Here is a 23,071-nt window from a genome sequence, read left to right on the forward strand (position 1 = left end):
CGGGAACTCACGGTGCGGCAATGCGGCATATCGGCCCATCTTCGGTCATGTTGCCGCCTTCATCCGCCTGTGTTAGGCACACCGGGATTTCGCAGCGCGGGATTATCCCGTGGGGCGGATCGCATAAGAATATTCCCAACAGATCAAGGGTTTGGGCAGGATGCGCGCATGGTGCGCCGCAGCTGGCCGCAAGTCCGAGAGAGGTGCGGGTGGCGGAGACGATCGTGTCAGGCATGGCGGGGCGCTATGCGACCGCGCTGTTCGAGCTGGCCGACGAGGCCGGCGCAATCGATTCCGTCGCGGCGGACCTTGCCCGCCTCTCCGGCCTGATGGCCGAGAACGCGGATCTGGCGCGGCTCGTGAAGAGCCCGGTGTTCACCGCCGAGGAGCAGTTCGGCGCGATGGCGGCGGTGCTCGACAAGGTCGGCATCGGCGGCCTCGCCGCCAATTTCGTGCGGCTGGTGGCCAAGAACCGCCGCCTGTTCGCGCTGCCGCGCATGATCTCCGATTATGCCGCCCTCGTCGCCAGGAAGCGCGGCGAGACGACGGCTGAAATCACGGTGGCGGCGCCGCTCGGCGACGCCCACTACGCCGCCCTCAAGGAGGCGCTGGCGCAACAGACCGGCAAGGACGTGCATCTCGACGTTACCGTCGATCCGTCCATCCTCGGTGGTCTCATCGTGAAGCTCGGCTCGCGCATGGTCGATGCTTCCCTGAAGACCAAACTCAATTCTATCCGGCATGCGATGAAAGAGGTCCGCTGATGGACATTCGAGCCGCTGAAATCTCCGCGATCCTCAAGGAGCAGATCCAGAATTTCGGCCAGGAGGCGGAAGTCTCCGAGGTCGGCCAGGTTCTCTCCGTCGGCGACGGCATCGCGCGCGTCTACGGCCTCGACAACGTCCAGGCCGGCGAGATGGTCGAGTTCGAGAACGGCACCCGCGGCATGGCGCTGAACCTCGAGATCGACAATGTCGGCATCGTGATCTTCGGCTCGGACCGCGAGATCAAGGAAGGCCAGACCGTCAAGCGCACCGGCGCCATCGTCGACGTGCCGGTGGGCAAGGGCCTGCTCGGCCGCGTGGTGGACGCGCTCGGCAACCCGATCGACGGCAAGGGCCCGATCGAATACACCGAGCGCCGCCGCGTGGACGTGAAGGCGCCGGGCATCATCCCGCGCAAGTCGGTGCACGAGCCCATGCAGACCGGGCTCAAGGCGATCGACGCCATGATCCCGATCGGCCGCGGCCAGCGCGAGCTGATCATCGGCGACCGCCAGACCGGCAAGACCGCCGTGGCGCTCGACGCGATCTTGAACCAGAAGCCCCTGAACGGCAGCGATGCCCCGGAGAGCCAGAAGCTCTACTGCATCTATGTGGCGGTGGGCCAGAAGCGCTCCACCGTCGCCCAGTTCGTGAAGGTGCTCGAGGAGCAGGGCGCGCTGGACTATTCCATCATCGTCGCCGCCACCGCGTCCGACGCCGCGCCCATGCAGTTCCTCGCCCCGTTCGCGGGCTGCGCCATGGGCGAGTTTTTCCGCGACAACGGCATGCACGGTCTGATGATCTATGACGACCTGTCCAAGCAGGCCGTCGCCTACCGCCAGATGTCGCTGCTGCTGCGCCGCCCGCCGGGCCGCGAGGCCTATCCCGGCGACGTGTTCTACCTCCACTCGCGCCTGCTCGAGCGCGCCGCCAAGCTCAATGACGAGCACGGCGCCGGCTCGCTCACCGCGCTGCCGGTGATCGAGACCCAGGCGAACGACGTGTCCGCCTACATCCCGACCAACGTGATCTCCATCACCGACGGCCAGATCTTCCTGGAGTCCGATCTGTTCTACCAGGGCATCCGCCCGGCGGTGAACGTCGGCCTCTCCGTGTCCCGCGTGGGCTCGGCGGCGCAGATCAAGGCGATGAAGCAGGTGGCGGGCAAGATCAAGGGCGAGCTCGCCCAGTACCGCGAGCTCGCGGCCTTCGCCCAGTTCGGCTCCGACCTCGACGCCTCGACCCAGAAGCTGCTCAACCGCGGCGCCCGGCTCACCGAGCTTCTGAAGCAGAGCCAGTTCTCGCCGCTCAAGGTGGAAGAGCAGGTGGCGGTGATCTTCGCCGGCATCAACGGCTATCTGGACCCGCTCCCGGTGTCCAAGGTGCGCGAGTTCGAGAGCGGCCTGCTGCTGGCGCTGCGTGGCCAGCACCAGGACATCCTCGACACCATCCGCACCTCCAAGGAGCTCTCCAAGGAGACGACCGAGAAGCTGACCAAGGCCGTCGACGCCTTCGCCAAGAGCTTCGCCTGATCGCCCTGGGATTGTCTCGAACTGACGGACGGTCGCGATGGCGAGCCTGAAGGACCTGAGAAACCGCATCGCCTCGGTGAAGGCGACGCAGAAGATCACCAAGGCGATGCAGATGGTCGCCGCGGCGAAGCTGCGGCGCGCCCAGGCGGCCGCGGAAGCGGCGCGTCCCTATGCCGAGCGCATGGAGACCGTGCTCGGCAACCTCGCCGCCGGCATGACCCAGGGCGGCCAGGCGCCGCTTCTGCTCACCGGCACGGGCGGCAACCAGAAGCACCTGCTGCTGGTCGCCACCGGCGAGCGCGGTTTGTGCGGCGCCTTCAACTCGTCGATCGTGCGCTTCGCCCGCGAGAAGGCGTTCGCGCTGATCGCCGACGGCAAGCAGGTGAAGTTCTTCTGCGTCGGCCGAAAGGGCTACGAGCAGCTGCGCCGCACCTTCCCGGACGACATTATCGAACTGGTCGACCTGCGCGCGGTGCGCACCCTCGGCTTCAGGGAGGCCAACGACATCGCCGCCAAGATCCTGCATCTGCTCGACCAGGGCGCGTTCGACGTCTGCACGCTGTTCTACGCGCACTTCAAGAGCGTGATTTCCCAGGTGCCCACCGCCCAGCAGCTCGTTCCCGCCACCTTCGAGGCGCGCGCCAGCGACGCCGACGCGCCGGTCTACGAATACGAGCCGGACGAGGAGGAGATCCTCGCCGACCTGCTGCCGCGCAACCTCGCGGTGCAGATCTTTAAGGCGCTCCTGGAGAACCAGGCCTCGTTCTACGGCTCGCAGATGAGCGCCATGGACAACGCGACGCGGAACGCGGGCGACATGATCAAGAAGCAGACGCTGATCTACAACCGGACGCGTCAGGCCATGATCACGAAGGAACTCATCGAAATCATCTCCGGCGCCGAAGCGCTCTGACCGCGGCGTGGACGAGGACAAAGGACGACGAACATGGCTAATCCCACCGGACGCATTACCCAGGTCATCGGCGCCGTTGTCGACGTGCAGTTCGACGGCCACCTGCCGGAAATCCTGAACGCGATCGAGACCACCAACAACGGCAACCGCCTGGTGCTCGAAGTCGCCCAGCATCTCGGCGAGAACACCGTCCGCACCATCGCGATGGACGCCACCGAGGGTCTGGTGCGCGGCCAGCCGGTCACCGACACCGGCGCCCCGATCCAGGTTCCGGTGGGCGAGGCGACCCTCGGCCGCATCATGAACGTGATCGGCGAGCCGGTGGACGAGCTCGGCCCGGTGATCGGCGACGGCAAGCGCGCCATCCACCAGCCCGCCCCCTCTTATGCGGAGCAGTCCACGGAAGCCGAGATCCTGGTCACCGGCATCAAGGTGGTGGACCTGCTGGCGCCTTATTCCAAGGGCGGCAAGATCGGCCTGTTCGGCGGCGCCGGCGTCGGCAAGACCGTGCTGATCATGGAGCTGATCAACAACATCGCCAAGGCGCACGGCGGCTACTCGGTGTTCGCCGGCGTGGGCGAGCGCACCCGCGAGGGCAACGATCTCTATCACGAGATGATCGAGTCCAAGGTGAACGTGGATCCGCACGAGCATGACGGCTCGGCCGCCGGTTCCAAGTGCGCCCTGGTCTACGGCCAGATGAACGAGCCGCCCGGCGCCCGCGCGCGCGTGGCGCTCACCGGCCTCACCGTCGCCGAGCACTTCCGCGACCAGGGCCAGGACGTGCTGTTCTTCGTGGACAACATCTTCCGCTTCACCCAGGCCGGCTCGGAAGTGTCGGCGCTGCTCGGCCGCATCCCCTCGGCGGTGGGCTACCAGCCCACGCTGGCCACCGACATGGGCGCCCTGCAGGAACGCATCACCACCACCACCAAGGGCTCGATCACCTCGGTGCAGGCCATCTACGTGCCGGCCGACGATCTGACCGACCCGGCCCCGGCCGCCTCCTTCGCCCATCTCGACGCGACCACCGTGCTCTCGCGCTCCATCGCCGAGAAGGGCATCTACCCGGCGGTGGATCCGCTGGATTCCACCTCGCGCATCCTCTCGCCGCTGGTGATCGGCGAGGAGCACTACAATGTGGCGCGCCAGGTGCAGCAGACCCTCCAGCGCTACAAGGCGCTGCAGGACATCATCGCCATCCTGGGCATGGACGAGCTTTCCGAAGAGGACAAGCTCACCGTCGCCCGCGCCCGCAAGATCGAGCGCTTCCTGTCCCAGCCCTTCCACGTCGCGGAAGTGTTCACCGGCTCCCCGGGCAAGCTCGTGGACCTCAAGGACACCATCTCCGGCTTCAAGGGCCTGGTGGAAGGCAAGTACGACTATCTGCCCGAGCAGGCCTTCTACATGGTGGGCTCCATCGACGAAGCCATCGAGAAGGGCAAGAAGCTGGCCGCCGAGGCGGCCTGACCTCGATCCTGAAGGGATGAGCGGATGAGCCTCAAAGTCGTGTTCCTGGTCCTCGGCCTTCTGGCCGGCGGGATCGTCGGCTGGCTCACCCGCCCGCAGGTGGCTGAAATCCGCCTGCCGGGCATCGACATCAAGGTCCAGGGCGAACGCCCTGGTGGTGGCCTCACGTCGGAGCAGGCCCGCCATCTGGGCCTCGTGGCCCTGGTCGGCGGGATCATCGGGCTCGGCGTCGGCTTCGTGGCCGACCGCCGGCGCTGAGGCCGCGGCGCGCGGCCGGTCAAGACGATCCGGAGACGAGAGACATGGCATCCCTTCCCTTTGAGCTGGTCTCCCCCGAGCGGCTCGTATTTTCCGGCGCGGTGACCGAGGTGGTGGTGCCCGGCGCCGAGGGCGAGTTCGGCGTGCTGGCGGGCCACGCGCCCTTCATCGCCATGCTCAAGCCCGGCATCCTGGTCATCAAAACGGACGGCACGGCGCGGAGCTATTTCGTGCGCGGCGGCTTCGCCGAGGTGAATGCCGCCGGCCTCACCATCCTCGCCGAGGAGGCGAAGCCGGTGGAGGAGATCGACGCCGGCATGCTGGCGCAGCACATCAAGAACGCCGAGGAAGACGTGCGCGACGCCACCAACGACGCGGCCCGCCAGCGCGCCCAGCGCCAGCTGGACGATTTGCGTCAGGTGGCCGCGGCGCTGCATCTGGGCGACACGTCCGCGCCCGCGCACTGAGCGCGCCGCCGGGCGGGATCGAATGCAAATCGGGTGATGCAGGCCGGACGAAAGTCCGGCCTTTTCATTTCAGATGCCCCCCGCCCCCGCTCATTTCCGGCAGCAGAAGGCGCCGTTCGAGGGGCGCAGGTACGCGCGCTCAGGGCGCCGCGAAGCGGCGGAACTCGTTGACCACCCGCACATAGATGTCGCGCTTGAAGGGGATGACGAGTTCGCTCACCCGGTCGAGCTCCTCCCAGCGCCAGGCGCAGAATTCCGGCTTGTGGGCGCCGCCGCCGGGCCGGGCGATGTCGATCTCGGCGTCGGCGCCGGTGAAGCGCAGGGCGAACCATTTCTGGGTCTGGCCGCGATAGCGCCCCTTCCAGGCATCCTTGGCGAGGCGGCCCGGCAGATCATAAGCGAGCCAGTCCTCGATCTCGGCGAGCAGCGCCACCGAGCGGATGGAGGTCTCCTCGAACAGCTCGCGCAGCGCCGCCTCATAGGGCGCCTCGCCGGGATCGATGCCGCCCTGGGGCAGCTGCCAGGAATGGGTCGCGTCCACATGCTCCGGCCCGCCGAGACGCTGGCCCACGAAGACGCGGCCCGCGCCGTTGAACACGCACAGGCCGACGCACGGCCGGTAGGGAAGGGCATCGAGGCCCGCCTGATCGCGGGTGGCCTTATCGTGCTTGGCCTGATCGTGCTTTGACATCGCTGCGCGGCCCGAAATGGAAAGGCGCCCCACGCGCCCCGTCGCCTCTCATGGCGCGCGCCGCGCCTCGGCGCAAGACCGCGCGGGGGCTGAAACGAAACGGCCCGCTCCCGGATCGGGAGCGGGCCGCCTGGTCCGGCGCCGGACGCGCAGGGCTCACGCCGACCTGCGCAGGCCCCCCTCGCGCGCCAGCAGCTCCGCGAGGGAGGGCATGGCGACGCGCGCGCCCGTGGGGCTGATGAGGCCGCGGGCGCCGGCGAGCGCGCCGGGCTTCAGCTCGAGGCCGAGCAGGCGGTCGCGGTCATAGGCGCCGGGCATCCACAGCTCGCGGGTCGGCGCGGTGGAAAAGCCGAAGCGCGCGTAATACGGCGCGTCGCCGACCAGCAGCACCGCCCGGTGGCCCTTGGCCGTAGCCGCGCCGAGCGCATGGCGCATCAGCGCCGCGCCGAGCCCGCGGGCGCGGAACCAGGGGTGCACCGCCAGCGGGCCGAGCAGCAGCGCCGGCTTGCCGGGGCCGGCGCCGACATGCCACAGCCGCACGGTCGCGGCCACGCGCCCGTCGGGGCCATGGGCGCAGAAGGAAAGTCCCTCCGCAGGAAGACGGCCCTCGCGCAGGCGCTCGGAGGCCTTCTCGAAGCGCGCATCGCCGAAGCACAGGTCCAGCAGGCTCTCGCGGCCGGCCACATCTTCCACGGTTTCAAGCACGATTTCAGTCATCAGCACCTCCTGTGCCACAACCAAAACGGTGAGAAGATCCGTCTGCCTCACAAGGATGGACGCGCGCGAGCGCAGCCATCCCCGAGAGCGGGACGGAGCGGAAGACGAGGGGGGAAGTCCCCCTCTTCAGATCACGTAGGACTTCAACGGCGGGAAGCCGTTGAACGCCACCGCCGAATAGGTGGTGGTGTAGGCGCCGCAGGCCTCGATGATGACCTTGTCGCCGATGGAGAGCGACAAAGGCAGCTCCACCGGGGTCTTCTCGTAAAGCACGTCGGCCGAATCGCAAGTCGGGCCCGCGAGCACGCAGGGGGCGACGTCGTCCCCGTCGCGCGGGGTGCGCAGCGGGTAGCGGATCGCCTCGTCCATGGTCTCGGCGAGACCGCCGAACTTGCCGATGTCGAGATAGACCCAGCGCATGGCGTCCTTCTCGGCCTTCTTCGAGATCAGCACCACCTCGGCCTCGATCAGGCCGGCATTGCCGACCATGCCGCGGCCCGGCTCCATGATGGTCTCGGGCAGCGCATTGCCGAAATGCTTGCGCAGGGAGGCGAAGATCGCCTCGCCATAGGACTTGGCCGCCGGCACGTCCTGGAGATACTTGGTGGGGAAGCCCCCGCCGAGATTCACCATGGAGAGCGCGATGCCGCGCTCGGCGCACTCGCGGAAGATCGCCGCGGCCGAGGCGAGCGCCCCGTCCCAGGCGTTCACGTTCTTCTGCTGCGAGCCCACGTGGAACGACACGCCATAGGGCGTGAGGCCGAGGCGGTAGGCGTGCTCCAGCACGTCGCTCGCCATCTCCGGCTCGCAGCCGAACTTGCGCGAGAGCGGCCATTCGGCGCCCGCGCCGTCGCACAGGATGCGGCAGAACACCTTGGCGCGCGGGGCGACGCGGGCGATCTTCTCGACCTCCTCGTAGCTGTCCACGGCGTAAAGGCGCACGCCCAGCTTGAAGGCGCGCTCGATGTCGCGCTCCTTCTTGATGGTGTTGCCGAACGAGATGCGCTCGGCGCCGGCGCCGGTGGCGAGCACCATGTCGATCTCGCCGGTGGAGGCGCAGTCGAACGAGGAGCCCATCTCCTCCAGCGCCTTGAGGATCGCGGCGTCGGGATTGGCCTTCACGGCGTAGAACACGCGGGTGTCCGGCAGCGCGCGGGCGAAGGCGGCGTAGTTGGCGCGCACCACGTCGAGGTCCACCACCACACAGGGGCCGTCCTCACGTCGGGTGCGAAGGAATTCGCGGATGCGATCGGTCATGGTGTCCTCCGTGACCTGAAGCCTCGTGAAGCGCGGCACGAACGCCGCGCGACGAAAGGACGGACGGGAACCCTTTCGGGGCCGTCCGGGGCACGCACACGCAGGCAGGTGGCGTTTTGGACACGCCGACGAACCTGCGGGCCGTACCCGCTTCGCCGGGCTTCTAACCCGGCCGCATCATCGGACCGAACGGCAGCAGAACCGCCCGCGGCGACGGATGTCGCTTCGGGTTGAACCAGTGCGCACGATTGGAGAGGGAAGTCCCGCTCCGCACGGCCGGCAAGATGTAGTGCCTCTTCAGTACAGTCGTCCTTTGGAGGGACGGCCGAGACCAAAAAAGCCCTTACGTCGTTGCTTCAAGTCACGTCCCCCGCATGAGGAGCGGGGTGGGCCGGTTCCCTCCGGCTATCGGTCGTCCTGGCAGCTTTCCGGCCTCTTGTCCGGAGATCCTACCGACCGACACGCGACCACAGGCACGTGCGAATTTGGGCAACGCGGATGTAGGGTATTCGGCCCCCCCATGCAAGTGACGATTTGATGATTTTCGGGGCGATGGGAAGGCGGGGCGGAAGCGGTCAGGTGGGGGCGGGGAACTGCGGCGCCTCGAACGGCACGTCGACGAGATCCTCGCCGAAAACGACGGTCCCGCCGAAGCCGTCGCCGACCTCTCGCACCACGCGCTCGCGCACGCCCGGCCGATCGAGCTGCTCGGTGATGTGGGTGAGCACCAGGGTGCGCACGCGCGCCTTCTGCGCGAGGCGCGCGACCTCGAGATGCCCGCTGTTGGAGGCTGCGAACTCCTCGCTCGGCGCGCTGCCGCTCATATAGTGGCACATGTGGATCAGCACGTCGGCGTCCTGGGCGAGCGCGCAGACCGCCTCGGACGGGCCGCTGTCCCCGGAGTAGACGATGCTGCGGCCGGCCGCGTCGATCCGGTAGGCGCGGCAATCGAGTTCAGGCCCGCAATGGTGCGCGCGCGCGACCGTGACCTTCCAGCCGTCGCCGAGGATCTCGGCGCCCGGGTCGACCTCGCGCAGCTTCGGGGCGGGCCACCGGCGCTCTCCCGTGCCGCCCCGCGCGCGATAGACATCGAGGCTGCTGCGGTTGCGCGTGCGAGCCGTGAGGTCGGGCCCGAACGCGCCGTCCTTGCCGAACAAGGCGGCGAAGACGGCCGCGGTCGGCGGCGGCCCGAAGACGTCGAGCTCGCCGATCCGCCCGCCGCCCTGGTCCCAGCGCGTCAGGACGAGGCGCGCGACGTCCCCCATGTGGTCGTAATGCAGATGGCTGAGGAACAGGTGCGTCACCTGCGCCGGCGCGATGCCCAGCTCCAGCATGCGGGCATAGGCGCCGAAGCCGTGATCGAACAGGATCACGTCGGCGCCGCACCGGATCAGATAGCCCGAGCAGGCACGCCGCAGCGAGGGCGTCGGCGTGCCGGTTCCGAGCAGGGTCAATTTGAGCATGGTGGAGCGCCCTCACTTCTGCGAGATGTTCAGGTCCTTGAGCAGCCGCTCGTACTTGCGGTGCTCGTGATCGAGGAAGGCGGCCATCTGCGCGGGGTCCATGGAGCGCACCTCGACCCCGGCCTGGGCGAGCTTCGCCCGCACGGCATCGTCCTGGAGCGCGCGCGCCGTCTCCCGGCGCAGCAGGTCCACCACCGCGCCCGGCGTCTGCCGCGGGGCGAACAGCATGAACCAGCCGGACAGGTCGAAGCCTTCGAGGCCGACCTCCTTCATGGTGGGAACGTTCGGGAGGAGCGGCGCGCGCGCGGTGCCGGTCACGGCGAGCGCGACCGCCTTGTTCGTCTGCACGTTGGGAAGGGCCGGCGGCATGCCGGAGAAATAGACGTCCACGTGTCCGCCCAGAATGTCGCCCACCGCTTGGGCTCCACCCTTGTAGGGCACCTGAACCAGGGCCACGCCGGCCGTTCGGTTGAGCAGTTCGCCGGCAATATGGGCCGGGCTGCCGGGGCCGGCGGACGCATAGGTGAACTTGGCCGATTGGGCTTTGAAAGCCTTCAGCAGCCCGCGCATGTCATCCGCCGGAAGGCCGAGACGGCCGATCAGGAGGAGCGGGGTCTCGCCCGTGAAGGCGACGGGCACGAAATCGTCCAGGGCGTAGCCGGGCTTGTCCATCAGCGCCGGGGTGATGACCATCTCCGAGGTGTAGCCCAGGAGCAGCGTGTAGCCGTCGGGGGTGCTGCGCCCCACGGCGGCGGCGCCGAGCGTGCCGGCGGCGCCCGGCTTGTTCAGCACCAGGAAGGTCGCGCCCATCTGCTTCTGCAGATGCTCGGCGAGGGTGCGGGCGATGACGTCGCCCGTGCCGCCGGGACCGTAGGGCACGACCACCGTCACCGGGCGATCGGGAAAGGTCTGCGTGTGGCCGGCGTCGGAGCCGAGCAGCGCGGCCAAGGCCGCCGTCAGTGCGAGCATGATGCGCATTGGCATTCCCCTTGTTCTGGAATGCCCGAGCGTAGGAGATTGATATATTCTCAAAAAATGAAACCTGATCATCGATTTATCACCTGAGGATATATGTCTGCCGACCTCGCCCGCCGCCTGCGGCTCAAGGACCTGCATCTCCTGCGCGCCGTCGACACGCACCGCTCCCTGAGCAAGGCTGCGGCGGAACTCGGCATCACCCAGCCGGCCGTCACCAAGGCGCTCAAGGACCTCGAATTTCTCATCGGCCAGCCGCTCTTTTCCCGGACCACGCGAGCGCTGGCGCCGACCGAGATGGGCACGTTCCTGATGGGGTGCGCCGCCCCGCTGCTGGCGGAGATCGACCTGCTCGCCCGGCGCATCGACGCGTATCGGACCGGCGCCAGCGGCCAGCGCAAGCTGGGCGTCATCCCCTATGCGGCGCCGTTCCTGATGCCGGCGACCTTGAAGCTGGCGATGGAGCGCGCGCCGGCGATGGCGTTCTCCGTGACCGAGGAAACCACCGAGACGCTCCTTGCCCATCTGCGCGAGGGCATGCTCGATCTCGTGCTGGCGCGACATTGCTCGCTGCCGCCGGGCAGCCAATTGAGCCTGCGGGCGGTCCACCAGGAGGCGGGGGTCGTCGTGGCGGGCCGCGCCCACCGGCTGGCCAAAGCGCGCGGGCTCGCCGTCGCCGATCTCCTCGATGAGGAATGGATCATGCCGCCGCTGAACTCGCCCACCCGGCTGGCGATGGAGCATGCCTTCGTGCGCGCCGGGCTTCAGCCGCCCGCGGCCCGACTGGAAACCTATTCGTCCTCGGTGCTCATCAATCTGCTGCATGTCACCGGCATGCTGGCGATCCTGCCCGAGGCCGTCTCGCGCGCCCAGGAGGGCTTCGGCATCGTCGCGATCCTCGACTGCGATCTCGCCTGCGATCTGCCGCCGCTGTGCGTCTACCGGCGCGAGCGGGCGATGCCGGACGATGCGCTGGACCTCGTCGAGCAGGCCATCTTCGACGCCGCCCGCTCGGCCTCCGCGGGACGCGCCGCCGGCAATCCGTGAACCGACAGGCGCGCGCGGGCGCGCCCCCGCCTTTGCTCAGGCCCGCTCCTTTTCTATTGCACTGCGAAGCGTTTCCCGGGCGCACGCCACCCCCGCGCCCGATCGCCGCGCGGGCCCGCCGGCCCCTTGATTGGCATCAATACAAAGAGCAAGGTGTCATTCTACAAAGAGAACAATTCGGGGGTATCCGGCGCCATCCGGGCCTCAGCCTGCCGCAGGGTTCGAAATGAACTACGATCATTTCTTCGCCGATGCCATCGACGCGCTCCGCAAGGAGCGCCGCTACCGCACCTTCGCGGAGATCGAGCGCGACGCGTCGCGCTTCCCGCGCGCGGTCTGGCATTCGCCCGGCGGCCCGCGCGACATCGTGGTGTGGTGCTCCAACGACTATCTCGGCATGGGCTCCCACCCGAAGGTGGTGGAGGCCATGTGCGCGGCGGCGCAGGCGCGCGGCGCCGGCGCCGGCGGCACCCGCAACATCTCCGGCAACAGCCACGAGATCGTCATGCTGGAGCGCGAGCTCGCCGATCTGCACGACAAGGAATCGGGCCTCGTCTTCACCTCCGGCTACATCTCCAACGCCACCGGCATTTCCACCATCGTCAAGCTGATCCCCGACTGCGTGGTGATCTCCGACGAGCTCAACCACAATTCCATGATCGAGGGCGTGCGCCAGGGCGGCCGGCAGAAGGCGATCTTCCGCCACAACGACCTCGGCCACCTGGAGGAGCTGCTGAAGGCGACCGGCGACCGGCCGAAGCTCGTCGCCTTCGAGAGCGTCTATTCCATGGACGGCGACATCGCCCCTATGGAAGGCATCTGCGATCTCGCCGAGCGCTACGGCGCCATGACCTATCTCGACGAGGTGCACGCGGTGGGCATGTACGGCCCGCGCGGCGCCGGCGTCGCCGAGCGCGACGGCGTGATGCACCGCATCGACGTGATCGAGGGCACGCTGGGCAAGGCGTTCGGCGTGGTCGGCGGCTACATCACCGGCAAGCGCCTGATCGTCGACGCGGTGCGCTCCTACGCGCCGGGCTTCATCTTCACCACCGCGCTGCCGCCGGCGATCGCCGCGGCCGCCGCCGCCTCGGTGCGGCACCTGAAGGAATCGGCCGCCGAGCGCGAGGGCCAGCGCGCCCAGGTGGCGAAGGTGAAGGCGGCGCTCGCCGCCGCCGGCCTGCCGCAGATGGACACGTCGACCCACATCGTTCCCGTCATGGTGGGCGACGCCAAGGCCTGCAAGATGGCTTCCGACCTGCTGCTCGCCGAATACGGCATCTACATCCAGCCGATCAATTACCCGACCGTGCCGCGCGGCACCGAGCGCCTGCGCATCACGCCGACCCCGTTCCACGACGACGCGCTGATCGCCCATCTCGCGCGCGCGCTGTCGGACGTGTGGGAGCGCCTGGAACTGCCCTATGCCGACCGCGTGGCCGCACGCGCCGACAACCAGCGCCGCACGGCGCTCGGCCCGGCGCCGATCCCGGTGCCGGTGGCGGGGGGCTGATCCCCGGCGCGCGCAACACGTCGAATCCCGCGGCCCCGGCATCGTCCGGGGCCGATTCGTTTCCGAAACGGAACGGGCTGGCGCTCAGCCGCGCCCGCGGGCGGCGCGGGTCGGCAGCACGTGGCGTTCGACGAAGTTCTTCAGCTCGATGGTGCGCGTGGTCTTGGAGAGCACCGCGCCGTCGACCCCGTAGCGCCAGGCCAGCGCTTTGTTGGCCGGCTCGCGCTCGAAATGCTCGAGGTCGCCGATGAAGGCGGCCTCCTCCTCCTCGTCGAGGAAGAAGCCCTCGGCCACCAGCGAGGGGCTCAGCCGGCGGAAGATCGCCGCCATTTCCCGGAACGGATATTCCGGGTGGTACTGCACCGCCCAGCAGAGGCTGCGCCCGGCGCGGATCTGCGCCGCCTGAACCTCGGAATGGTCGTTGGTGGCGAGGATCTCGGCGTCCGGCGGCAGCGTCTCCACCTCGTCGAGATGCACCGTCATGGCCTCGAACACCGGCGGTTTGTCCACGAACATGGCGTGGGCCGCGCCCTTCTCGGTCATGCGGATGCGCCGGCCGAAGCCGACCTCGCGGCCCTTGGGATTGCGCCGCACCACGCCGCCCGCCGCCACCGTGAGGAGCTGCAGCCCCCAGCAGCTGCCGAAGATGGGCACGCCGGTCTCGAACGCCGCCCGCATCAGGTCGATCTGCTGCGCGATCGGCGCGCCGCCATTGTAGATGTTGAGCGAGGAGCCGGTGATGGCGATGCCGTCATAGCCGTCGAGGCCGGCGCTGTCGGGCAGGTTCGCGCCGGGGTCGGCGGGGTAGCAGATGTCGGCGACGGCGCCGGGGCAAAGCTCGCGCAAAAGCCGCGCATAGCCCTCGCTGGCGGCCTCTCCGCCGAATTGGACCTGGCGTGCACGGGCTTCGGCGGTGTTGCCTTCGACGACCAGCAGGCGGGGGGCGGACATGATCCTCACGGGGGTTCAAGGGACGTGCAGCAGCGCAGCATAAGCCGCTTTTTGACGAAAACGAGAAGCACCCGCAAAACGCGGGCGGCCGGCTCAGGGGGCGTGCCGGCGCGTCCTGCGCTCGATCAGGATGAGATAGATGCCCGAGGCGATGACCACCGCCGCGCCGGCCAGCGTCCAAAGGCTCGGCACCTGGCCGAACAGCAGCCAGCCGAGCGCCACCATGGCGATGATCTGGGTGTAGATGAACGGCGCGAGCGTCGCCGCCGGCGCCCGCGCATGGGCGAGGATCAGCACGAAGTGCCCCGCCCCGGCGATCGCGCCGAGAAACAGCATGCCACCATAGACCAGGGGCTCGCTGGGCGTCTGCCACACGAAGGGCAGGGGCAGGGTGGCGGCGATCGTGCCCACCAGCGCCGAATAGAACAGCGTGGTGGGGGAGGAATCGTAGGGCACCAGCATGCGCGTGGTGATGGAATAGAGCGCATAGGTGGCGGCCGCCGCGAGCGACAGGAACGCCGCCGGATGGATGCCGCCCGACCACGGCCGCACCACCAGCAGGATGCCGGCGAAGCCCACCAGGATGGCGATCCAGCGCCGCGCGCCCACCCATTCGCCGAGCAGCGGCCCCGCCATCAGCGCCACGAAGAAGGGGGTGGAGAACATGATCGAGACGGTCTGGTCCAGCTGCAGCACCTGGAGCGCGGCGAAGTTCAGCGCCGTGGTGGAGAACAGCAGCGCCGAGCGGCCGAGCTGGAGCCAGGGCCGCCGGGTGCGCAGCAGCCCCGGCACGCTCCACGGATTGAACACCGCGAGCGAGACCACGAAGTGGATCGCATAGCGCGCCCACACCACCATCAGGACGTTGATGTGGCCGCTGAGCCATTTGGCGCTGGCGTCGGTGAGCGCGAAGCTCGTCACCGCAAGGCACATCAGGCCGATGCCGGCGAGCGTCGCGCGGGCCGAGGGTGTGGCTGGCCCTTCGGGCGCCATGGACAACCTCAAGGGTGACGGACCTGCGCAGGCGCGGGACCCCGGCAGGCGGCAGGCCTCAATAGGTGGCGCGCCCGCCCGAGAGGTCGAACACCGCGCCGGTGGTGAACGAGCAATCCTGCGAGGCCGCGAACGCGATGGTCGCCGCCACCTCGTCCACCTGCACGAATCGCCCGCGGGGAATCTTCGAGAGCATATAGTCGATATGCTGCTGGCTCATCTGGTCGAAGATCGCCGTGCGCGCCGCCGCGGGGGTCACGCAATTGACCGCGATGTCGTGGCCCGCAAGCTCCTTGCCCAGCGACTTGGTGAGCGCGATCACGCCCGCCTTGGAGGCCGAATAGGCCGAGGCGTTGGGGTTGCCCTCCTTGCCGGCGATGGAGGCGACGTTGACGATGCGCCCGTAATTCTGCGCGATCATGTGCGGCGCCACCGCGCGGCAGCAGAAGAAGGGGCCGTCGAGATTGATCGCCATCACCTGCCGCCAGGCCGCCTCGGGATAGTCCCACACCGTGTGGTTCGGCCCGGCGATGCCGGCATTGTTGACCAGGATGTCGATGCGCCCCAGCACCGCGCGCGCCTGCGCCACCGCGCGCTCCACGTCGGCGAGGCTGGTGACGTCGACGGTCACGGGCGTCACCTTGTCGCGGCCGATGGCGTCGGCGGTCGCGCCGGCGAGGGGGGCGTCGCGGTCGAAGATGACCACGCTCGCGCCCGAAGCGACGAAGCGCTCCACCACGGCGCGGCCGATGCCCTGCGCCCCGCCCGTGACGATGGCGGCGCGGCCCTGAAGATCGATGGCGTTGGACATGACCCCCCCTCTTTTCCCGGCGCCTTGGCGGATGTGGTCCCCGGCACCTTGCTCTGCGCGCGTCTTGGCGCCCCTGCGGACGCCCGATCGGCCGCCGGGCGATGCCCCCGGAGGCCCATGCGCCGCCCCAGGGCGGGACCGGAGCCGCGCCCTAATCGATTGAAATAGGCATAGCGCGCCGCCGCGCGAGAAAAAAGCGCAATCGGCGCATGGGCGACCCGGGTGTGCCTGCGCCTGGCGCGGGGCCGGGCTGCGGGTGCCCGGCCGGCGGCCCGGAGCGGTCAGGCGTCGTCGTCCTCGTCGCCCGGCTCGGCCTCGTCGTCCACGCCGCCGTCGGCGCCGAGGCGCAGGGCGAGGTTCTTCTCCACCTTGCGCAGCAGCTTGCGCAGCCGCTTGCGCTCCTTGCCGTCGAGCCCGGCCACCATCTCGCCCTCCAGCGTCTCCCACACGCCGTCGATGGCGCCGCCGCGGTCGCGGCCCGCCTCGGTGAGGAAGACCCGCACCAGGCGGCCGTCGCCGTCCGTGGCGCGGCGCTCCACCAGCCCCTGGGTGGTGAGGCGGGCGATGGTCTTGGAGGCGGTGGGCGGCCGCACCCGGAGCGCCGAGGCGAGGTCGCCCATGGTGCGCCCGTCCTCCTCCGAGAGCAGCTTGAGCACCGATTCCTGGCCCGGAAACAGGCCGAGGTCGGCGAGCAGGCGCGCCGACAGGGCCTTCTGCAGCCGGGCGGTATGGTTCAGCCGGTAGCCGATGGTCTTCGCGAACGGGTCTTTCATGCCTGCCCCCATGGCGGGTCCCCCCGAAGACGTTGCGCCTTCAGTGTCCTCGCCCATCTGCCGCGCCCCGTGCCGCGTTCCGCCCGCTGCGCGTGGCGTACTTATCCACGCGCCGGCTTACAATTTTGCGAAGGTTCCGGCCGACAATGGCGCCCTGGTCCCGCTGCTCCGTCTTTCGGTGCCCGCGAACATATAGCATACCCTCGGTTGGACCGGGCCGGCCTTTACCATCCCCCGCCCGCAGAGGAGGCCGAAGTGTTCGCGCGCTGGCAGGATCTTACGTCGCCGCGCCTCGCGCAGGCGGCCGCCGCCGGAGACGCCATCGCGGTGCTCCCGCTCGCGGCGGTGGAGCAGCACGGGCCGCATCTGCCGCTCGGAACCGACCTTGTCATCTGCGAGGGCTATCTCGCGCGCATCGCGCCTCTGGTGCCGCCCCGGCTCACGGTGCTGGCGCTGCCGGTGCAGGCGGTGGGCAAGTCCGACGAGCATCTCTCCTTTCCCGGCACGCTCTCGCTCACGCCGGAGGCGGCGCTCGCCGCCTGGCTGGAGATCGGCGACTGCGTCGCCGCCGCCGGCATTCGCCGGCTGGTGATCCTCAACACCCATGGCGGCAACGTGCCGGTGATGGACCTTTTCGCCCGCAAGCTGAGGGCGCGCCACGCCATGCTGGCGGTGATGGCCTCCATGCACCGCTTCGGCTATCCCGAGGGGCTGTTCGGCGCCGACGAGCGCGCCCACGGCATCCATGGCGGGGAGATCGAGACCTCGCTCATGCTCGCCTTCCGCCCCGACCTCGTGGACATGGGCCAGGCGGCCGACTTCGCCCCCTTCAGCCGGCAGATGGAGGCGCGCTTCACCCACCTGCGCGCCAACCACCCCATCGGCTTCGGCTGGATGAGCGAGGACCTGCACCCGAGCGGCGCCATGGGCGACGCGCGCGGCGCCACCGCCGCCAAGGGCGAGGCGGCGGCGGACTTCGGCGCGAGGGCGTTCGTGGAGCTGCTGGCGGACGTCGCGGCCTTCGACCTCGGGCATTTCGAGCGCGGCCGCGATTGAGGGGCCCCCGGGGCGGTCATGGTGGCCCGACGGCAGGCTTGAGGCCGGCGCGCGCCGGCCGCCTTCAGCCCGCCGCCGCCAAAAGCTCCGGCAGGCGCGCCCGGTTCAGCGCCAGCCACTGCAGCGCGATGATGAGATAGCCATTGACGCAGCGCCCGCCATCGAGCGCGCCCAGCGCGTCTTCGATGGAGACCGTGAAGGGGTGGGTGACCTCCACCTCATTCTCGGCGCCGCCGCGCGTCGGCAGCCGCGCGCTGTCCACCAGGCCGAGGAACAGCTGCGCCGCCTCGTCGGTGAGCCCCGGCGTCGGCAGGAAGCCGAGCATGGGCAAAAGCGCGTGCGGGGCGATGCCGATCTCCTCCAGGCATTCGCGGCGCGCCGCCTGCGCGGCATCCTCGCCCGGCTCCACCCGGCCGGCGACGATCTCCACCATCTCCCCGCGCCCGGTGGCGAGGTGCGCCGGCAGGCGGAACTGGCGGATCAGCACCACCAGCTCCCGCCCCGGATCATAGGTGAGGACCCCCACCACCGGCCCGCCGCGCAGCACGTCCCGCGTCTGGCGGAAGGCGCTGCCGTCGTCGTGGCGCAGCACCACGTCATAGCGCTCATAGGGGCGGAAGCCTTCGGCGAGCGCGGCGGGGGCGCTCACCTCCACGTCCGCCACCCCATCCGCCGGAGGGCCGGCGGGCAGCGTGCGGGCGCTCACTGGTTCACCACGCCGCTGTGCGCGGTCTCGAGCGAGAAGGCGGCGGCGAACAAGGCCTTGGTGTAGGCCTCCCGCGGATTGCTGAACACGTCGTGCGCCGGACCCTGCTCCACCACCTGGCCGCCGCGCATGACGAGGATGTTGCTCGCCAGCGCCGAGACCACGCGCAGATCGTGGGAGATGAACATGTAGGTGAGCTCGCGCTTGCGCTGGAGCGTGCGCAGCAGGTCGACGATCTGCGCCTGGACGATCATGTCGAGCGCGCTGGTGGGTTCGTCCAGCACCACGAAGGCGGGCTCCAGCGCCATGGCGCGGGCGATCGAGATGCGCTGGCGCTGGCCGCCCGAAAATTCGTGCGGGTAGCGGGTGCGGCTGTCGGGATCGAGCCCCACGTCCTCGAGCGCGGCGATCACGCGCGCCTCCCGCTCCTGCGCCGAGAGCTGCTTCTGGTGCACCAGCAGCCCCTCGCCGACGATGTCGGCCACCGACATGCGCGGCGAGAGCGCGCCGTAGGGGTCCTGGAACACGATCTGCATCTCGGCGCGCAGCGGGCGCAGCTGCTTGAAGCCGAGCCCGTCGATGCGCCGGCCGAGGAAGGCGACCGTGCCCTTCGAGGAGATGAGGCGCAGCAAAGCGAGGCCGAGCGTGGTCTTGCCCGAGCCCGATTCGCCCACCACCCCCAGCGTCTCGCCCTTGCGGATGGCGACCGAGACCCCGTCCACCGCCTTCACAAAGCCCACCCTGCGCCGCATCACGCCGGCCTTGATGGGGAAGTGCACCTTGAGGTCGCCGGTCTCCACGACGATCGGGGCGTCGGGGGCCGCGGGGGCGGGGTCGGGCTTCGGCTCCGCCTTCAGCAGCGCCTGGGTATAAGGATGGCGGGGGTGGCGGAAGGTTTCCTCGGCGCCGCCCTGCTCGACGATCTCGCCCTTCTGCATCACGCACACCCGGTCGGCGATCTTGCGGACGATGCCGAGGTCGTGAGTGATGAACAGCATGGCCATGCCGAGCCGCGCCTGGAGGTCCTTGAGCAGTTTCAGGATCTGCGCCTGCACGGTGACGTCGAGGGCGGTGGTAGGCTCGTCGGCGATCAAGAGGTCCGGCTCGTTGGCGAGCGCCACGGCGATCATCACCCGCTGGCGCTGGCCGCCGGACAGCTGATGCGGATAGGCCGACAGCCGGCTCTCGGGATCCGGGATGCCCACCTCGGCGAGCAGCTCCAGCGTGCGCGCCCGCGCCGCCTTGGTGCTCATGCCGCGATGCAGGATCAGCATCTCGCCCACCTGCCGCTCGATGGTGTGCAGCGGATTGAGCGAGCTCATGGGCTCCTGGAACACCATGGTGACGTCGTTGCCGCGCACGCCCCTCAGCTCGCGCTCGGAGACCGTGAGCAGATCGCGCCCCTTGAACAGGATCTCGCCGGTGGGGTGGCTCGCCGAGGGATAGGGCAGCAGCTTCAGGATCGACAGCGCGGTGACCGACTTGCCGGAGCCGCTCTCGCCCACGAGCGCGAGCGTCTCGCCCTTCGCGACCTCGAAGGAGACGCCCCGGACCGCAAGGGTGCTCTCGCCCTTGGGCGCGTCGGCGCGGCGGAAGGCGACGGAGAGGTCGCGGACGGAGAGGAGGGGGGAGGTCATTCAGTTTTCAGAAGGTCGTCGATCGTGAATGGAGAGACGGGCAAGCGGACGATCCCTTCTGGGACCGAGAGCCGATCGTCGTCTGAGATGAAGTGCGTACAGCCGAACGCCAAGCGGTCGCCACATGGACCGCGTCAGGCAGCTTCAATGCCCGTTGCGTGGTGCGCAGCCGGGCGGCATCGATCAAGATCGCCCGATCGACGCTCGGAACCATGAAGCCGGGAACGCTCGAAATCATGGACTGGTATGCAGTGATCACACCTTCATCACGTCGCTCCATCGGTTTCACTAGGATTTCCGCAAGTGTGATCTCGCTCGTGACGCCCTCGACCTCGCCATCCTCGATGGCAGAGAGAACCCACCAAGCGTGATCTGAATGCGCGCCCACATGCTCAAGCGCCGCGATGAACACGTTCGCGTCGAGATAGGCGCGAGGAGCCATCAGCGCCGATCCCATTCGTCGCGAAGCGCTCGGACGTGAGCGACGATCTCCTCAGTCGATGCAAACTGAGAGCGCCGAAGTTCCTTCCACTGGGAGAAATGCGCTATGCGAGCATGCGGAAGCTTCAGGGCCATCACCTCGGGTTCGGCTTCCAAGGAGACGGTTACTGTGTCGACATGCGGCAGCCCCTGCCGCAAATCCTCGGGCAGCTTGTCGACCGGATAATGCTCGCGCACGATCTTGTTCATGGCCTTCGTCTCCGCGCTCATCCTACCACACCTCACCCGAAGGTCTTGCGCGGGTCGAAGGCGTCGCGCACCGCTTCGCCGATGAAGATCAGCAGGCTCAGCATGAGCGCCACGGTGAAGAAGCCGGCGAGGCCGAGCCAGGGGGCCTGGATGTTGTTCTTGCCCTGCGACAGCAATTCGCCCAGCGAGGGCGAGCCCGGCGGCAGGCCGAAGCCGAGGAAGTCGAGGGCGGTCAGCGTCATCACCGACGAGGACAGGATGAAGGGCAACATGGTCAGCGTCGCCACCATGGCGTTGGGCAGAAGGTGCCGCGTCATGATGGTGAGGTTCGACACGCCGAGCGCGCGGGCCGCCTGCACGTATTCGAAGTTGCGCACCCTCAGGAATTCCGCGCGCACCAGCCCCACCAGCGACACCCAGGAGAACAGGAGCAGGATGCCGAGCAGCACCCAGAAGCCCGGCACCAGCACCGAAGAGATGATGAGCAGCAGATAGAGCGAGGGGATCGCGGTCCAGATCTCGATGACGCGCTGGAAGATCAGGTCCACCCAGCCGCCGAAATAGCCCTGCACCGCACCGGCCGCCACGCCGATCACCGAGGAGACGATGGTGAGGGCGAGCCCGAACAATACCGAGATGCGGAAGCCGTAGATCAGGCGCGCCACCACGTCGCGGCCCTGGTCGTCGGTGCCGAGCCAGTTCCATTCGAGCCCGGCGCAGCCGCTCACGCCCTTCTTCTGCGCCACCTCCTTGCACTGCGCCTCGGTGAGCATCCAGGTGGGCGGCGAGGGGGCGGGGGTGGGCAGATCGAGATTGTGGGTGGAGTAGGAATAGCGGATCGGCGGCCAGATCATCCAGCCGCCCTTCTCGGCGATCAGCTTCTGCAGGAACGGGTCGCGATAGTCCGCCTCGGTCTCGAAGTCGCCGCCGAAGTCGGTCTCCGGATAGGACTTGAGCACCGGCATATAATAGGCGCCGTCGAAGGAGACCAGGATCGGCTTGTCGTTAGCGATCACCTCGGCGAACAGACTGCCGACGAACAGCACCGTGAACAGGATGAACGACCAGTAGCCGCGGCCGGAATGGCGGAAGATGGCGAGCCGCCGCCGATTGAGCGGCGAGAGCGAGAAGCGCCCGCGCGGCCGCCCTGCCCCGGGCGGCTGCAGGGCCCCGTGGGGCAGATCGCGCGCCGCGGGAACGTCGGTGGGCTCGCCGGGCTGGAGCACGGGCACCGCGTCCATGTCAGACCTCCCGCGTCTCGAAGTCGATGCGCGGGTCGACCAGCATGTAGGTGAGGTCGGAGATGAGCCCCACCACCAGGCCGGCGAGCGAGAAGATGTAGAGCGTGGCGAACACCACCGGATAGTCGCGGTTGAGCACGCTCTCGAAGCCCAGCAAACCGAGCCCGTCGAGCGAGAAGATGGTCTCGATCAGCAGCGAGCCGGCGAAGAAGGCCGAGATGAAGGCGCCGGGGAAGCCGGCGATGACGATCAGCATGGCGTTGCGGAACACGTGGCCGTAGAGCACGCGGCTTTCCGAGAGCCCCTTCATGCGCGCGGTCACCACGTACTGCTTGCGGATCTCCTCCATGAACGAGTTCTTGGTGAGCAGCGTCATGGTGGCGAACGCCCCGAGCACCATGGAGGTGAGCGGCAGCACCAGGTGCCAGAGATAGTCGAGGATGCGGTCGGGCCAGCTCATCTGCCAGAAGTTCTCCGACGTGAGGCCGCGCAGCGGGAACAGATCGAGGAACGAGCCGCCGGCGAACAGGACGATGAGCAGGATCGCGAACAGGAAGGAGGGGATGGCGTAGCCGACGATCACCACCGCCGAGGTCCACACATCGAAGCGCGAGCCGTCGCGCATGGCCTTGGCGATGCCGAGCGGGATCGAGACCGCATAGGTAATGAGCGTCATCCACAAGCCGAGCGAGATCGAGACCGGCATCTTCTCGGCGATGAGGTCGATCACGGAGATGTCGCGGAAATAGGAGCGGCCGAAGTCGAAGGCGGCGTAGCTCGCGACCATCTTGAAGAAGCGCTCGTGCGCCGGCCGGTCGAAGCCGAACTGCTGCTCCAGTTCCTTGATGAATTGCGGGTCGAGACCCTGGGCGCCGCGGTATTTCGAGCCGATGGCGTCCGCCGCGCCGGCGGCCTGGGCGGCGCCCGCCGCGCCGGCGAAGTCGCCGCCGCCGCCCGACACGCGCTGGGTGGCCGAGACGCTGTCGCCGGTCAGCTGGGCGATCACCCGCTCCACCGGGCCGCCCGGCGCGAACTGCACCACCAGAAAGGAGACCAGCATGATGCCGAGGATGGTCGGCACCATGAGCGCGATGCGGCGGATGATGTAAGCGAGCATTCCTTCTCCCGATCCGATGCGCGACGGTG

24 protein-coding genes are annotated in these 23,071 nt (G+C 68.8%); 9 read left to right on the forward strand and 15 right to left on the reverse strand.

All coding sequences use genetic code 11. The features are described 5' to 3' along the window. Positions 1-233: 233 nt before the first annotated feature. Genes ABLE88_RS18060 through ABLE88_RS18085 form a run of 6 tightly spaced genes read left to right on the forward strand, consistent with a single transcriptional unit; the run spans position 234 to position 5,404 of the window. Positions 234-764 carry a F0F1 ATP synthase subunit delta gene (locus ABLE88_RS18060; RefSeq protein ID WP_510182919.1) on the forward strand — a complete coding sequence of 177 codons (531 nt, stop codon included), beginning with the start codon at positions 234-236 and terminating at the stop codon, positions 762-764. Next, entirely contained in the window at positions 764-2,296 is a 1,533-nt protein-coding gene (atpA, locus tag ABLE88_RS18065) for a F0F1 ATP synthase subunit alpha (protein WP_348833090.1), read from the forward strand. The genes ABLE88_RS18060 and atpA overlap by 1 nt, the downstream gene beginning before the upstream one ends. A gap of 37 nt (positions 2,297-2,333) precedes the next feature. Beyond that, complete coding sequence (locus ABLE88_RS18070) at positions 2,334-3,209, forward strand: F0F1 ATP synthase subunit gamma (RefSeq protein ID WP_348833091.1); 876 nt, start codon at positions 2,334-2,336, stop codon at positions 3,207-3,209. 33 nt (positions 3,210-3,242) lie between these two features. After that, positions 3,243-4,679 (forward strand): F0F1 ATP synthase subunit beta, encoded by a 1,437-nt coding sequence (gene atpD / locus ABLE88_RS18075; RefSeq protein ID WP_348833092.1) that lies wholly within the window; start codon positions 3,243-3,245, stop codon positions 4,677-4,679. Positions 4,680-4,703: 24 nt separating this feature from the next. Beyond that, complete coding sequence (locus tag ABLE88_RS18080) at positions 4,704-4,937, forward strand: hypothetical protein (protein ID WP_348833093.1); 234 nt, start codon at positions 4,704-4,706, stop codon at positions 4,935-4,937. A gap of 44 nt (positions 4,938-4,981) precedes the next feature. Then, positions 4,982-5,404, forward strand: a complete 423-nt coding sequence (locus tag ABLE88_RS18085) for a F0F1 ATP synthase subunit epsilon (protein WP_348833094.1) — start codon at positions 4,982-4,984, stop codon at positions 5,402-5,404. 139 nt (positions 5,405-5,543) lie between these two features. Here the strand turns inward: ABLE88_RS18085 and ABLE88_RS18090 are convergent, their stop codons facing one another. From ABLE88_RS18090 to ABLE88_RS18110, 5 genes are all read right to left on the reverse strand, one after another. Then, positions 5,544-6,095 carry an RNA pyrophosphohydrolase gene (locus ABLE88_RS18090; RefSeq protein WP_348833095.1) on the reverse strand — a complete coding sequence of 184 codons (552 nt, stop codon included), beginning with the start codon at positions 6,093-6,095 and terminating at the stop codon, positions 5,544-5,546. Positions 6,096-6,251: 156 nt separating this feature from the next. Continuing rightward, a complete protein-coding gene (locus tag ABLE88_RS18095; protein ID WP_348833096.1) occupies positions 6,252-6,812 on the reverse strand; it encodes a GNAT family N-acetyltransferase in 561 nt (186 codons plus the stop codon). Between the two features lie 126 nt (positions 6,813-6,938). Next, positions 6,939-8,069 carry a type III PLP-dependent enzyme gene (locus tag ABLE88_RS18100; protein ID WP_348833097.1) on the reverse strand — a complete coding sequence of 377 codons (1,131 nt, stop codon included), beginning with the start codon at positions 8,067-8,069 and terminating at the stop codon, positions 6,939-6,941. A gap of 575 nt (positions 8,070-8,644) precedes the next feature. Next, complete coding sequence (locus tag ABLE88_RS18105) at positions 8,645-9,532, reverse strand: MBL fold metallo-hydrolase (protein ID WP_348833098.1); 888 nt, start codon at positions 9,530-9,532, stop codon at positions 8,645-8,647. Between the two features lie 12 nt (positions 9,533-9,544). Beyond that, on the reverse strand, positions 9,545-10,510 hold the full coding sequence (locus ABLE88_RS18110) for a Bug family tripartite tricarboxylate transporter substrate binding protein (RefSeq protein WP_348833099.1): 966 nt from the start codon (positions 10,508-10,510) through the stop codon (positions 9,545-9,547). A gap of 93 nt (positions 10,511-10,603) precedes the next feature. Here ABLE88_RS18110 and ABLE88_RS18115 point away from each other — a divergent pair, with 93 nt between their 5' ends. Both ABLE88_RS18115 and hemA read left to right on the forward strand, forming a co-directional pair. Continuing rightward, positions 10,604-11,554, forward strand: coding sequence for a LysR family transcriptional regulator (locus tag ABLE88_RS18115; RefSeq protein WP_348833100.1), 951 nt, complete (start codon positions 10,604-10,606; stop codon positions 11,552-11,554). Positions 11,555-11,780: 226 nt separating this feature from the next. Beyond that, entirely contained in the window at positions 11,781-13,067 is a 1,287-nt protein-coding gene (gene hemA, locus ABLE88_RS18120; protein ID WP_348833101.1) for a 5-aminolevulinate synthase, read from the forward strand. Positions 13,068-13,151: 84 nt separating this feature from the next. On the opposite strand, the gene ABLE88_RS18125 is transcribed toward hemA, so the two are convergent. From ABLE88_RS18125 to ABLE88_RS18140, 4 genes are all read right to left on the reverse strand, one after another. Beyond that, complete coding sequence (locus ABLE88_RS18125) at positions 13,152-14,018, reverse strand: type 1 glutamine amidotransferase (RefSeq protein WP_348833102.1); 867 nt, start codon at positions 14,016-14,018, stop codon at positions 13,152-13,154. 93 nt (positions 14,019-14,111) lie between these two features. Further along, entirely contained in the window at positions 14,112-15,011 is a 900-nt protein-coding gene (locus tag ABLE88_RS18130) for a DMT family transporter (protein WP_348833103.1), read from the reverse strand. Between the two features lie 58 nt (positions 15,012-15,069). Next, a complete protein-coding gene (locus tag ABLE88_RS18135; RefSeq protein WP_348833104.1) occupies positions 15,070-15,822 on the reverse strand; it encodes an SDR family NAD(P)-dependent oxidoreductase in 753 nt (250 codons plus the stop codon). 281 nt (positions 15,823-16,103) lie between these two features. Further along, positions 16,104-16,595, reverse strand: a complete 492-nt coding sequence (locus ABLE88_RS18140; RefSeq protein ID WP_348833105.1) for a MarR family winged helix-turn-helix transcriptional regulator — start codon at positions 16,593-16,595, stop codon at positions 16,104-16,106. Between the two features lie 255 nt (positions 16,596-16,850). Here ABLE88_RS18140 and ABLE88_RS18145 point away from each other — a divergent pair, with 255 nt between their 5' ends. Further along, positions 16,851-17,651: a creatininase family protein gene (locus ABLE88_RS18145; RefSeq protein ID WP_348833106.1), complete on the forward strand. Its 801-nt coding sequence runs from the start codon at positions 16,851-16,853 to the stop codon at positions 17,649-17,651. A gap of 64 nt (positions 17,652-17,715) precedes the next feature. On the opposite strand, the gene ABLE88_RS18150 is transcribed toward ABLE88_RS18145, so the two are convergent. Genes ABLE88_RS18150 through ABLE88_RS18175 form a run of 6 tightly spaced genes read right to left on the reverse strand, consistent with a single transcriptional unit; the run spans position 17,716 to position 23,042 of the window. Beyond that, positions 17,716-18,357, reverse strand: a complete 642-nt coding sequence (locus ABLE88_RS18150; protein WP_348833107.1) for an NUDIX domain-containing protein — start codon at positions 18,355-18,357, stop codon at positions 17,716-17,718. Next, entirely contained in the window at positions 18,354-19,994 is a 1,641-nt protein-coding gene (locus ABLE88_RS18155) for an ABC transporter ATP-binding protein (protein WP_348833108.1), read from the reverse strand. Before ABLE88_RS18155 ends, ABLE88_RS18150 begins: the two co-directional genes overlap by 4 nt. Before the next feature lie 7 nt (positions 19,995-20,001). Then, positions 20,002-20,436 (reverse strand): type II toxin-antitoxin system VapC family toxin, encoded by a 435-nt coding sequence (locus ABLE88_RS18160; RefSeq protein WP_348833109.1) that lies wholly within the window; start codon positions 20,434-20,436, stop codon positions 20,002-20,004. Beyond that, the gene (locus tag ABLE88_RS18165) at positions 20,436-20,684 is read right to left on the reverse strand and encodes a hypothetical protein (RefSeq protein WP_348833110.1); all 249 of its coding nucleotides are present in this window, start codon (positions 20,682-20,684) and stop codon (positions 20,436-20,438) included. Before ABLE88_RS18165 ends, ABLE88_RS18160 begins: the two co-directional genes overlap by 1 nt. A gap of 32 nt (positions 20,685-20,716) precedes the next feature. Next, the gene (locus ABLE88_RS18170) at positions 20,717-21,925 is read right to left on the reverse strand and encodes an ABC transporter permease (protein ID WP_348833111.1); all 1,209 of its coding nucleotides are present in this window, start codon (positions 21,923-21,925) and stop codon (positions 20,717-20,719) included. A gap of 1 nt (position 21,926) precedes the next feature. Continuing rightward, positions 21,927-23,042 (reverse strand): microcin C ABC transporter permease YejB, encoded by a 1,116-nt coding sequence (locus tag ABLE88_RS18175; protein WP_348833112.1) that lies wholly within the window; start codon positions 23,040-23,042, stop codon positions 21,927-21,929. Positions 23,043-23,071 lie beyond the last annotated feature (29 nt).

The sequence above is a fragment of the Xanthobacter luteus genome (assembly GCF_040049235.1).
Lineage (GTDB): Bacteria > Pseudomonadota > Alphaproteobacteria > Rhizobiales > Xanthobacteraceae > Xanthobacter.